This is a genomic window from Superficieibacter sp. 1612_C1 (assembly GCF_015234305.1).
In the GTDB taxonomy this organism is placed as follows: Bacteria; Pseudomonadota; Gammaproteobacteria; order Enterobacterales; family Enterobacteriaceae; genus Superficieibacter.
Map to the genome: position 1 here is coordinate 396,959 of NZ_JADGMI010000005.1, position 12,289 is coordinate 409,247.

Here is a 12,289-nt window from a genome sequence, read left to right on the forward strand (position 1 = left end):
TATATCACCTGGTTTAAAATAAACGCCTTTATACGGTGCAGAAACGTGATGTTATGCCCGGCACAACGACTGACCGGGCACAGGTTAAGCAACAGATTTAGAAAAGCGTAACGCGATCCAAAAAGGCTTCCACTTTTGCGCTTTCAGCCTGATTCAGCTGGCAACTTCCCATCCGAATGTTGGGCTTATTTTTACCGTGAAAGTCACTCCCGCAGGTCATTAACAGCGAGCGTTCCTGGGCATAGTCATATAGCTGCTGGCGAAGATCGTTATTATGGTAGCTGGAGAAAACTTCCACCCCCATGACCCCTGATTTCACCATCTCGCTAATCACATCGGTATGCCCGCTCTTTACGTTAGCACCAATATGCGCAATAACAGGAATTCCCCCGTTACTGCGAATAATCTCAACCATGTCCTGTAAGGGAGGAAACGCAATCTCTACATGACAGGATTTTCCTTTACCAAAAAAATCCCAGAAGAAATTGATCAGCGGCATATCTCCCCGCGCATTGCCTTTTCTGTAGGGAATAAGCAGCGCGTTTCCGGCGTTGCGTTCATCCTCAAGGATCAGCTCCGCCATCTCCTCTTCCTGCGGTACACGATCTCCCGCCAGCGCAAAAAGCCGCTCTTCATCAAGGAACAAACCGAGCGCTTTTAGCTTCTCAATCTTTATCGGTGTTGCCGCGTGTTGTAGCCGATCAAAATTACGCTTAACCTCGGCAAAGTCAGTACTATGGCGGCGATAACCATAGCCCAGGAGGTGATAGTTATTATTGCCAAATGAGCAGTCAATCTCAATACCCGGCAGTACGTGGATATTATACTTATGCCCCCAGTAGATAGCCTCTTCCACCGAGGAAGATGAGTTATGATCGGCGATGGATAATACAGAAACATTCTCTTTTTCTGCGATTGTCATCAGCCGACTGACGGAAAAGTCAGCATCATCACTCCATGAGGAGTGAACGTGAAGGTCGATATTTTGCATAATTTCTTTCCCCGCCATTATAGATCTTGTTTGCATTTATCAAAAACCTGCTTAACACCTTTAATACAGGTATTAATATGCTCCACACTCCATGTCGGATGAAGATAAAGACTGAAGGTAACAGGCAGCAGGCTTCTTGCTTTTTCACAAACAACCTTTGAATACTCTACGGACTTTGGATCGGTATACTCTTTTGATTTAAATGGAAAATCGACGCTACCAAAGCCGTTTAACTCACGGTAAACTTTTTCGCCATAAGCTTCAGGCCACTGAATTTTAAATGCAGGAATGCCTGCTTTTTTTAGTTCAGATAAAACCTTTGCCGCATCAACAGGAAAGTTATCGTGATTTAATACTAACGGATACAACCAGTACGCGTTCTCTCTCTCCTCAGACGTGAAAGGGATAGAGGCGATCTCAGGCATATTTGCAAATGCCTCATCGTAAATAGCCGCAAACGTTTTTCTGCGTGTTAAATTCCAGCTATCAAAGCGTTTAAGTTCATTTATCCCAATCGCAGATTGCATTTCGGTCATGCGATAATTAAAACCAATGCGGTTATGCACATGGAATGTTTGTTCTTCTAACGTCAACAAATCTATTTTGCGTTTTACATCGAAACCATGATCGCGGAATGCCCGACATTCCCAGGCAACATCCTCGTTATTCGTGACAACCATTCCGCCCTCGCCGCCGGTAGTAAAATGCTTACCCTGACAGAAGCTAAACGTACCGATATCACCGATATTGCCTGTCTTTTTCCCTTTATACCGCCCACCAATACACTGTGCGCTATCTTCAATAACCTTTAAGTTATGGCTTTTAGCAATAGCCATAATAGGGGCCATGTCACATACCACCCCATACAGATGAACAACAATAATCGCTTTCGTTCGGGGTGTGATGAGCTCGGCTATTTTATTTGGATCAATAGTATGGTCAGGCGTTACATCACAAAAAACGGGAATAGCACCAGCCTGTAACACCGCGAAAGACGTGGCGATGAACGTGTATGAAGGTACAATGACTTCATCACCTGGCCCTATATTTAATGAACTCACCGCAATGTGTACTGCCGATGTTCCTGATGAGCAGGAAATAGCATATGCCGAGCCATTCCACTCAGCAAAATCTCGCTCAAACTGCACCCCTTTTTTTCCGGTCCAGTAATTTACCTTACCACTGGACAAGATCTCTTCGATATCAGCATAGCTTTGTTTATCGAACTGAGGCCAACCTGGAAAATTTTTCATTACAGCTCCTCAATAAAAATAATCACTAATATTACTATCGTTATTCGGTATAAATCCTTGCTGCGCTGCCTTGTCTACTGTTTCATTCACGACTCCAGCTAAGCGACAACATACTTCACAACCCCGGCAAAATTCAGGCGATAAATCATAATAACCCTTCAGGTTATTATTTATTTCTGCAACCGAAAGAGAAGATAGATTTCCTACAGGTAATCCCTCGTTGGTTGCCTTCATCACGCATGGATAAATATTACCATCGGCCCTGATCAACCAGCGAGCTAAAGTAGAATAGCAATGTGTGAAATTAAGCGTTCTTTCCCCTGTATTGGTCAGTACATTTAATAAATTTGTATTATTGACCACAAAATTATATAAGGCTTCATCTTCGCTGGCCGTCGCTGATAGCTGCTCCTTTAACCGTGCAATACTTTCCTGCCAAAAAAGTTCGCGATCGGACGTAAAGCTTTTATCAGTCGCATAATTCGGTGAGGGACAATCACATGACTGAATACGACATATGGGTCTGAACTGAATATTGACATGGTGATTAAAGTCGCTAAAAATATCACGACAAATGCTGAGCAAATTATTAATGTTATGATCGCCATATAAAAAACCAATCCCTACATGCTGGCATTTCGAATTTATTGCCGCATGCAGAAACGTTTTGCGGACAGATAACTTACCATGTTTAAGATTAAAAAACTCCGCTTCGTTGATTGCATCCAGAGAAACGCGAAGCCAGCTTAGTTTATCCAGGGTGGCCTTCTCTAATTTTCGACTACCATTGGTTATCAGCCCTACCGCAATATTATTTGCTGATAAAAAATCAATAACATCATTTAAGTCAACTCCGTCATTTTTATAGAGAGTGGGTTCTCCTCCACCGGCAATAACTACGGCTTTTGGATTCAATCGCAATATATTTTTAACGGTATTAAAATTAAGCAACCCTCTGTGCTGCTGATTTTTATAACTACAATAGCTACACTGCAAATCACAAATGTCAGTGGGGTGAATTTCAATAACATTTATTACAGGGAGTTCAGAGGAATCATTCTCACCGTAAATTAACTTTGAGTTACTTATAATCTCCGAAAATGAATTTAATATCCTCTTTGAGTTTCGCAACTTAGAAGTCACTATCGACATGCTGTTTTCCTTGCATCATAAAAAATGCACATAGCAATGTTCCACGTAAATGACGGTACATTCCTTTTAAATCATTACCGTTTTCTATACATAGAACCAAAAACATTGCTTGAGTGAATATTAATAATCTTCCAATAAGGGAATTACCCCGCAAAAACTCGGTAAACGTGCTCGTTCAGCATTTTAAAAATTAAAGTCTGGCAACAATCCACCTGCGGCTTATATTACCTAATTAATAAAAAAAGCTAACGTTTCCCGCCCGGATTCAACATTTATCTTTTTACATACCGCTTAATCGTTTGTATAATGAAAAAAAATAATTGACTATTTCCTCAAACGAATATGAATCAAAAGGTTCTCAAGGCTTTTATTGAGCTAGCCAATACTGGCAATTTTCAACGTGCGGCAGAGCGTTTGTGCGTTACACAGTCAACACTAACAAAACAGATACAGGCGCTTGAAGGGGAGTTGGGGCTTAATCTTTTTTCCAGAATCAAGAGTGGTACAATCTTGACTAAGAATGGGCAATTGTTATTTAATGAAATAAATAACATATTAAACGCCTATGATTTATTAAGGCACAAAGCCATCACCTTAACTAACCCTAATGATTTGACGGTTGGATTTGGGATGGCGACACGGGATCTGGCACCTGCATTACTCAATGGATTCACAAAAAAATGCCCACAAAAGAACATCACCCTCATCGATCTTGCAACCTCCCAACAAAATGAGAAGTTGCTTTCCGGCGAGCTGGATTTGGCATTTATGCGCGAACAAGCCAGTACGCCGCTAAAACAAATGTTTATCAGGCGCGATCGTCTTATTTTAATTTACCATCACAGTAAAAAATCGCTTATTGAGGCACAGGACATTAGCGATATTTTAATGAATAACGAATTCTTTTGTATTGACGCCAATGCCTGCGCAGGCACACACCATATCACCTCTACATTTCTGAAAAGTATATCTTCAACCCCAAATCTTAAAGAGATCAGTAGTTATACTAATATTCTTTCACTGGTAAAGGAAAATTTTGGCTACGCTCTCATTCCTGAAAGCGCATGGTATGATGAGCATAAGGATGTATTATCATTGACGATAAACCATCCTTTAACCGAGTGGAATATTGTTATGGCATGGAATGAGAAGTTCAATAACACGTTAAGAGATGATGTTATTGATTATTGCCATGCCGCTATCACGAATACCTCCTGGCGGTCAGTATAATTGCTATACCGCACCGCCGAAGGTCTTATTTACTGCCAGCCATACCGACGACTATAAATTCCTTTCACCAGTTGCGTCAGCGTCATATACCCCGCCAGAATCGCGATCAGCCACGGGAAGTAGCTCAGCGGCAGCGCCTGGAGCTGTAAATAACTTGCCAGCGGCGAGAACGGCAGCGCAATGCCGACCACCATCACCAGCAGCGTCATCAGCATCAGCGGCCAGGCGGCGCGGCTCTGGATAAACGGCAGGCGGCGGGTGCGGATCATATGCACAATCAGCGTCTGCGACAGCAACCCTACGACAAACCAGCCGGACTGGAACAGGGTCTGCGACTCCGGCGTGTTGGCGTGGAACACCCACCACATCAGGCAGAATGTCAGGATGTCGAAAATCGAGCTGATCGGTCCGAAGAAGATCATAAAGCGCCCCAGATCCGCCGGGTTCCAGCGCTGCGGCTTCTGGATCTGCTCATCGTCAACGTTATCAAACGGCAGCGCCACCTGGGATACATCGTACAGCAGGTTCTGGATCAGCAGATGCAGGGGCAGCATCGGCAGGAATGGCAGAAAGGCGCTGGCCACCAGCACGCTGAAAACGTTGCCGAAGTTTGAACTGGCGGTCATCTTAATGTATTTGAGCATATTGGCAAAGGTGCGGCGTCCTTCGATGACGCCCTCTTCCAGCACCATCAGGCTTTTTTCCAGCAGGATGATGTCGGCGGCCTCGCGGGCGATATCCACCGCGCCGTCCACGGAAATCCCGATGTCTGCGGCACGCAGCGCGGGAGCATCGTTAATGCCGTCGCCCATAAAGCCGACCACATGGCCTTCACGCTTGAGCAGGGTGACGATGCGTTCTTTATGCAGCGGCGTCAGGCGGGCAAACAGCGTGGTGCATTGCGCCAGTCGCGCCAGTTCGTCATCGCTCAACCCTTCAATATCGCTGCCGATCACCACTTGCCCCGCATCCAGTCCTACTTCATGGCACACTTTCGCCGCCACCAGTTCGCTGTCGCCGGTGAGGATTTTCACGGTGATGCCGCTGGCTTTCAGCGCTTTCAGCGCAGGCGCGGTCGTCTCTTTCGGCGGATCGAGAAAGGCGATGTAACCTTCCAGGATCAGATCCGACTCGTCTATCCGCTGATAGTCGCCTTCACGCGCCGGAAGGTATTTAGTAGCAACCGCCACCACGCGCAATCCCTGACGGTTCAGGGTATCAGTGACGCGCTTAACGCGGCGCAGCATGGCGTCATCCAGCGGCACGATGTCGCCGTTATGGCGGACGTGCGCACAGACATTGAGGATCTCCTGCAACGCGCCTTTGCAGACCAGTTGATGCACGTCCGGTTGTTCTGCCACCACCACTGACATCCGGCGACGCTCGAAATCAAACGGGATTTCGTCAATTTTTTGCCAGCGCTCTGAAAGCCCGCGCGCCGCTTCTTCGTCCACTCCTTCGAGCACGGCGGTATCCAGCAGGTTTTTTAGCCCGGTCTGATAGTGACTGTTCAGCCACGCGGAATGCAGCACGCGATCGCTGGCTTTCCCGGCGATATCGGTGTGGGTCTCCAGTACGATTTTATCCTGGGTGAGGGTGCCGGTTTTATCGGTGCAGAGGATGTCCATCGCGCCAAAGTTCTGAATAGCGTCCAGGTGTTTGACGATGACCTTCTGTTTAGACAGCTTCACCGCGCCACGCGCCAGCGTCGAGGTGACGATCATCGGCAGCATTTCTGGCGTCAGGCCGACCGCAACCGAGAGGGCAAACAGCGCCGCTTCCCACCAGTCGCCTTTGGTGTAGCCGTTAATCAGCAGCACCAGCGGCGTCATCACCAGCATAAAGCGGATCAGCAGCATGCTGACGCGGCCAATTCCCTTCTGGAAGGCGTTTGGCTCGCTGGCCTGCTCGCTCACCCGCCCCGCGAGTTGACCAAACCAGGTATTGCCGCCAGTGGCAATCACCAGAGCCTGCGCGGTGCCGCTCACCACGTTAGTGCCCATAAAACAGAGGGTATCGCACTCCAGCGGATTGGTTTGCTGTGTGTGCCGGGTGTGTGCGGCTTTCTCCACCGGCAGAGACTCTCCGGTCAGCGACGCCTGCGCCACAAAAAGATCGCGGGCCTGGAGCACGCGCAGGTCCGCCGGGATCATATCCCCCGCCGCCAGCTTAACAATATCGCCCGGCACCAGCCGATCGATGGGCAGCTCCACCCAACCGTTTTCCCCTTTCTCATTGCTGACGCGCAGCACCGTGGCGGTATTGCTGACCATCGCTTTCAGGGCGTCGGCCGCCTTCGTTGAACGCGCCTCCTGAATAAAGTTAAGCAGCGTTGAGATGCCTACCATCAGACCGATCACGCCCGCAGCGAAGAGATCTTCCGTCGCATAAGAAACGATGCCGAGGACGGTCAGCAGCAGGTTGAACGGGTTGCGATAGCAGATCCACAAATGCACCCACCACGGCGACGGCTGTTCGGCGGGAAGCTGGTTTTCACCATGTCGGGCGCGGGCAGCCTCGACTTCCGCCGCATTCAGCCCTTCCGGATGGCTGTCGAAGGCGTGCCAGAGATCGCGCTCGCGCATCGCTGCGATTTTCAGACACTGCTCGCCGAGCGATGCAGGGATCGCCGCGCCGGTGATATTTTTGGCCTCGGGCAGCGGATCGCGCTGCACCAGACGGCGGGGTAAATGACGGTTCAGCCGGGCAAAAAGCTGGCGGGTAATATTTTTCAGCATAATCAGTCCCTCCGCGCCCGTTAGTCACGGGGCGCAGAAATTCCTTCAGGCGTGGCAAAGCCCTGCCTGACAGGCAAATACATTTTTACAGGGACGCGGATAACGTCACTGCCTTACGCTTCCGCTAAGGCAGTGAAAAGACTGGCTTACCGGAAGTTGGGGTGTCTCCGTCGCGGGAGAGGGGTGGGATCGGGATCCATACGGCCTCCGGTAAGTTAATGGGGTAATAAAACGCCGTGAATTATATAGTTCTGCAAATATAATTTGTGGCAATTATGGCGGTATGATACCGCCACGTGACTAAACCGAACATAAACCAGACTTTGCCCATTGTTATTAAGCCAGGTAAAGTTAAGCTCTTTTAAGCGTTGCTTCACCTCACGGGACGACAGGATGCAAAACCGGCTGACGATCAAAGACATTGCGCGCTTAAGCGGAGTGGGTAAATCTACCGTCTCTCGCGTGCTGAATAATGAAAGCGGCGTCAGCGAGCGTACCCGCGAGCGTGTTGAAGCCGTCATGCAGCAGCATGGCTTTTCGCCCTCCCGCTCTGCACGCGCCATGCGCGGGCAGAGCGACAAAGTGGTGGCGATTATTGTCACCCGTCTGGACTCACTGTCGGAAAACCTGGCCGTACAGACCATGCTGCCGGTGTTTTATGAGCAGGGCTACGATCCGATCATGATTGAGAGCCAGTTTTCGACGGCGATGGTCGAGGAGCATCTCGGCATGCTGCAACGTCGCAATATCGACGGCGTGGTACTGTTTGGCTTTACCGGTATTGGCGTGGAGATGCTGGCAAGCTGGCAATCTTCGCTGGTCCTGCTGGCGCGCGATGCGAAAGGCTTTGCCTCAGTATGCTATGACGATGAAGGCGCAATTCAGATCCTGATGCAGCGCCTTTACGATCGCGGTCATCGTCATATCAGCTACCTTGGCGTGCCGCATCGTGACATCACCACCGGTCAGCGCCGCCATCAGGCGTGGTTATCCTTCTGCAAAAAGCATCGCCTGCCGACGGTCTCCACCCTGCCGGGCCTGACCATGAAGCAGGGCTATGAACATGTGGTGGACGTGCTGACGCCCGACACTACCGCGTTAGTTTGCGCTACCGATACGCTGGCGCTGGGTGCCAGCAAGTATTTACAGGAACAGCGCATTGACAGCGTTCAGCTCGCCAGCGTCGGTAATACGCCGCTGATCAAGTTCCTGCACCCGGAGATCGTCACCGTCGATCCGGGCTACGCCGAGGCTGGCCGTCAGGCTGCCTCACAGCTGATCGATCAGATCAACGGTCGCAGCGAGCCGCGGCAAATCGTGATCCCCGCCACCCTCTCGTAATTCGCAAAACACAATTTATGTGATCGTCGCTACGTTTCGGGAACGTTCCCGTTCTCACTCATTCACCAAAGATATACTCTCTCCGCCAGTTATCACCCCGACCCCCTCTTTACATCTGCCACGAGGCTTTAAGATGAGTAAAGTTAATCAACAGGATATTGATCGGCTGATCGAACTGGTCGGCGGCCGCGAAAACATCGCCACCGTCAGCCACTGCATTACCCGCTTGCGCTTCGTGCTCAACCAACCGGCGAAGGCCGATCCGAAAGCGATTGAACAACTGCGGATGGTTAAAGGCTGTTTCACCAATGCCGGACAATTTCAGGTGGTGATTGGCACCGATGTCGGCGACTATTATCAGGTTCTGCTGGCCTCCACAGGGCAGGCGCGCGCCGATAAAGAACAGGCGAAAAAAGCCGCGCGGCAGAATATGAAATGGTATGAGCAGCTCATCTCCCACTTTGCCGAAATCTTCTTTCCGCTGCTGCCCGCCCTGATTAGCGGCGGCCTGATTCTGGGCTTCCGTAATGTGATCGGCGACTTGCCGATGAGCAACGGTCAGACGCTGGCGCAGATGTTCCCGGCGCTGAAAACGATCTACGACTTTTTATGGCTGATTGGCGAGGCGATCTTCTTCTATCTGCCGGTCGGCATTTGCTGGTCAGCGGTACGTAAGCTGGGCGGTACACCGATCCTCGGCATCGTTCTCGGCATTACGCTGGTGTCGCCGCAGTTAATGAACGCTTACTTACTGGGTCAGCAGACGCCGGAAGTGTGGAATTTCGGCCTGTTCAGCATCGCCAAAGTCGGCTACCAGGCGCAGGTGATCCCGGCGCTGCTGGCGGGTCTGGCGCTTGGCTTTATTGAAAATTACCTCAAGCGTATCGTGCCCAGCTATCTGTACCTGGTGGTGGTCCCGGTCTGTTCGCTGCTGCTAGCGGTCTTCCTCGCCCACGCCTTTATCGGCCCGTTTGGCCGCATGATTGGCGACGGTGTGGCCTTTGCGGTACGTCACCTGATGACCGGCAGCTTCGCCCCGATTGGCGCGGCGTTGTTCGGTTTCCTTTATGCGCCGCTGGTGATCACCGGCGTGCATCAGACCACCCTGGCCATCGACATGCAGATGATCCAGAGCCTCGGCGGCACGCCGGTATGGCCGCTGATCGCGCTATCAAACATTGCCCAGGCGTCGGCGGTGCTCGGCATTATTATTGTCAGCCGCAAACATAACGAGCGGGAAATCTCCGTTCCGGCCGCCATTGCCGCCTTCCTCGGCGTCACCGAACCGGCGATGTACGGCATCAACCTGAAATATCGCTTCCCGATGCTCTGCGCGATGATTGGCTCCGGCCTCGCGGGCTTGCTGTGTGGACTTTACGGCGTGATGGCCAACGGCATTGGCGTTGGCGGCCTGCCGGGTATTCTCTCTATCCAGCCGGGCTACTGGCAGGTCTTTGGCATTGCGATGCTGATCGCGATTGTGATCCCGGTGGTCCTCACCACGGTGATGTATCAGCGTAAGCACCGTCAGGGTACGTTACAGATTGTCTGACTTTTTCGGGGCGCAGTTGCGCCCCTTCGTATTTGCAGGAAATAACCATGAATATCCTTCCTCACTGGTGGCAAAACGGCGTCATCTACCAAATTTATCCGAAGAGCTTTCAGGACACGACCGGCAGCGGCACCGGCGATTTACGCGGCGTAACCCAGCGCCTGGATTATCTGAAAACGCTGGGCGTTGACGCACTCTGGCTGACGCCGTTCTATATCTCCCCGCAGGTCGATAACGGCTACGATGTCGCCAACTATACCGCCATCGATCCCACCTACGGTTCGCTGGATGATTTTGACGCGCTGGTGGCAGAGGCGAAAGCGCGCGGCATGCGCATTATTCTGGATATGGTGTTTAACCATACTTCCACTCAGCATCCGTGGTTTCGTGAAGCGCTCAATAAAGAGAGCCCTTATCGCGAGTTCTATTTCTGGCGCGACGGCACGCCGGATGAAGCGCCGAATAACTGGCGTTCCAAATTCGGCGGCAGCGCCTGGCGCTGGCAGGCGGAGAGCGAGCAGTATTATCTGCATCTTTTTGCGCCGGAGCAGGCGGACCTGAACTGGGAAAACCCGCGCGTGCGCGACCAGTTGAAGCAGGTGTGCGAATGCTGGGCCAATCGCGGCGTTGATGGCCTGCGCCTCGACGTGATTAATCTTATCTCCAAAGATCTGACGTTCCCAAATGATGAACTGGGCGACGGTCGTCGTTTTTATACCGATGGCCCGCGCGTGCATGAATTTTTGCAGGAGATGAGCCGCGATGTGTTTATGCCGCGCGGGCTGATGACGGTCGGGGAAATGTCCTCCACCACCCTGGAGCACTGCCAACAGTACGCGTCTCTGGATGGCGGTGAACTGTCGATGACCTTTAACTTTCACCATCTGAAAGTGGATTATCCCGCTGGCGAGAAATGGACCCAGGCGACACCCGATTTTGTGGCGCTCAAATCCCTGTTTCGCCACTGGCAGCAGGGGATGCATCAGCGGGCGTGGAACGCGCTGTTCTGGTGTAATCACGACCAGCCGCGCATTGTGTCGCGCTTTGGCGACGAAGGCGAATACCGTGTCCCCGCCGCCAAAATGCTGGCGATGGCGCTGCACGGTATGCAGGGCACGCCGTATATCTACCAGGGCGAAGAGATTGGCATGACCAATCCGCACTTTACCCGCATCACGGATTACCGGGACGTTGAGAGCCATAATATGTTCGCTGAACAGCGGGTGAACGGGCGCGATGCGCAGGAGTTGCTGGATATTCTCGCGGTCCGCTCGCGGGATAACAGCCGCACGCCGATGCAGTGGGACCACGGTCCCAACGCGGGCTTTACCACCGGTGAACCGTGGATCGGCGTGAACGCCAACGCAAGCGAGATCAATGTCGAGGCGGCGCTGGCGGACAAGCAGTCGGTATTTTATACCTACCAGGCGCTGATCGCGCTGCGCAAAACCCAGCCGGTGCTGACGTGGGGGGACTACGAGGATCTGCTGCCGGACCATCCACATCTGTGGTGTTACCGCCGCCAGTGGCAGGGACAGACGTTGCTGGTCATCGCCAACCTGAACCGCGAATGCCAGAACTGGCAGCCGGAGAAGATGAACGGTGCGTGGCAAGTGCTGATGAACAACTATCAAGAAGTGGCCGCACAGCCAGCGGCAATGACCCTTCGCCCGTTCGAAGCGGTCTGGTGGCTACAGTAGTCTTGTGCAGCCTGGTCAAACCGGGCTGCTTTATTTCCACGCTCTTTTTATGGCTTTTTGCAGTCATAAATAAGTCCGAAAAAATCTGTCTCCCTACAGCGCCCGTCCTCTGTACTGTCTCCTTTTTACTTTGTCCTGCATCAATAAAACTGCAAACATCTTTGATGCAAATCACTACATATAGAACTTAAAATGCCGCCCGGCCCTACATATTGTATTTATCGTCTATTATTGCACCATAGCCTTTCGCAATGGCTGTGGATAAAAAGGGCCATGCTTACCGGAAGTCTCTGGATACAGTAACGAAAAAAACTACCGGGACATCCCACCCT

Annotated in this window: 9 protein-coding genes; 4 read left to right on the top strand and 5 right to left on the bottom strand. The window is 51.3% G+C overall.

The window, feature by feature from the left end; translation table 11 throughout:
* Positions 1 to 97 precede the first annotated feature (97 nt).
* From INT84_RS18720 to INT84_RS18730, 3 genes are read right to left on the bottom strand one after another with little or no spacing between them, the layout of a single operon-like run.
* Complete coding sequence (locus INT84_RS18720; RefSeq protein WP_194208002.1) at positions 98 to 991, bottom strand: PHP domain-containing protein; 894 nt, start codon at positions 989 to 991, stop codon at positions 98 to 100.
* A gap of 17 nt (positions 992 to 1,008) precedes the next feature.
* A complete protein-coding gene (locus tag INT84_RS18725) occupies positions 1,009 to 2,244 on the bottom strand; it encodes a DegT/DnrJ/EryC1/StrS aminotransferase family protein (protein ID WP_194208003.1) in 1,236 nt (411 codons plus the stop codon).
* Between the two features lie 9 nt (positions 2,245 to 2,253).
* Positions 2,254 to 3,396, bottom strand: coding sequence for a radical SAM protein (locus INT84_RS18730; RefSeq protein ID WP_194208004.1), 1,143 nt, complete (start codon positions 3,394 to 3,396; stop codon positions 2,254 to 2,256).
* A 342-nt stretch (positions 3,397 to 3,738) separates the two neighbouring features.
* Between INT84_RS18730 and INT84_RS18735 the strand changes: the two genes are divergently transcribed.
* Entirely contained in the window at positions 3,739 to 4,626 is an 888-nt protein-coding gene (locus INT84_RS18735; protein WP_194208005.1) for a LysR family transcriptional regulator, read from the top strand.
* A 29-nt stretch (positions 4,627 to 4,655) separates the two neighbouring features.
* Here the strand turns inward: INT84_RS18735 and mgtA are convergent, their stop codons facing one another.
* Positions 4,656 to 7,364 (bottom strand): magnesium-translocating P-type ATPase, encoded by a 2,709-nt coding sequence (gene mgtA, locus INT84_RS18740; protein ID WP_194208006.1) that lies wholly within the window; start codon positions 7,362 to 7,364, stop codon positions 4,656 to 4,658.
* 146 nt (positions 7,365 to 7,510) lie between these two features.
* Complete coding sequence (gene mgtL, locus INT84_RS24460) at positions 7,511 to 7,564, bottom strand: mgtA regulatory leader peptide MgtL (protein WP_194208096.1); 54 nt, start codon at positions 7,562 to 7,564, stop codon at positions 7,511 to 7,513.
* A gap of 193 nt (positions 7,565 to 7,757) precedes the next feature.
* Between mgtL and treR the strand changes: the two genes are divergently transcribed.
* From treR to treC, 3 genes are all read left to right on the top strand, one after another.
* Entirely contained in the window at positions 7,758 to 8,705 is a 948-nt protein-coding gene (gene treR / locus INT84_RS18750; protein WP_194208007.1) for a trehalose operon repressor TreR, read from the top strand.
* 133 nt (positions 8,706 to 8,838) lie between these two features.
* The gene (treB, locus tag INT84_RS18755; RefSeq protein ID WP_194208008.1) at positions 8,839 to 10,257 is read left to right on the top strand and encodes a PTS trehalose transporter subunit IIBC; all 1,419 of its coding nucleotides are present in this window, start codon (positions 8,839 to 8,841) and stop codon (positions 10,255 to 10,257) included.
* 47 nt (positions 10,258 to 10,304) lie between these two features.
* Positions 10,305 to 11,957, top strand: a complete 1,653-nt coding sequence (treC, locus tag INT84_RS18760) for an alpha,alpha-phosphotrehalase (protein WP_194208009.1) — start codon at positions 10,305 to 10,307, stop codon at positions 11,955 to 11,957.
* The last annotated feature ends 332 nt before the right edge of the window (positions 11,958 to 12,289 follow it).

Coding starts and splice junctions, on each gene's coding strand:
- INT84_RS18725 (WP_194208003.1), bottom strand. CDS start 2,244: ATGAAAAATTTTCCAGGTTGGCCTCAGTTCGATAAACAAAGCTATGCT.
- INT84_RS18735 (WP_194208005.1), top strand. CDS start 3,739: ATGAATCAAAAGGTTCTCAAGGCTTTTATTGAGCTAGCCAATACTGGC.
- treB (WP_194208008.1), top strand. CDS start 8,839: ATGAGTAAAGTTAATCAACAGGATATTGATCGGCTGATCGAACTGGTC.
- INT84_RS18730 (WP_194208004.1), bottom strand. CDS start 3,396: ATGTCGATAGTGACTTCTAAGTTGCGAAACTCAAAGAGGATATTAAAT.
- mgtA (WP_194208006.1), bottom strand. CDS start 7,364: ATGCTGAAAAATATTACCCGCCAGCTTTTTGCCCGGCTGAACCGTCAT.
- treC (WP_194208009.1), top strand. CDS start 10,305: ATGAATATCCTTCCTCACTGGTGGCAAAACGGCGTCATCTACCAAATT.
- INT84_RS18720 (WP_194208002.1), bottom strand. CDS start 991: ATGCAAAATATCGACCTTCACGTTCACTCCTCATGGAGTGATGATGCT.
- treR (WP_194208007.1), top strand. CDS start 7,758: ATGCAAAACCGGCTGACGATCAAAGACATTGCGCGCTTAAGCGGAGTG.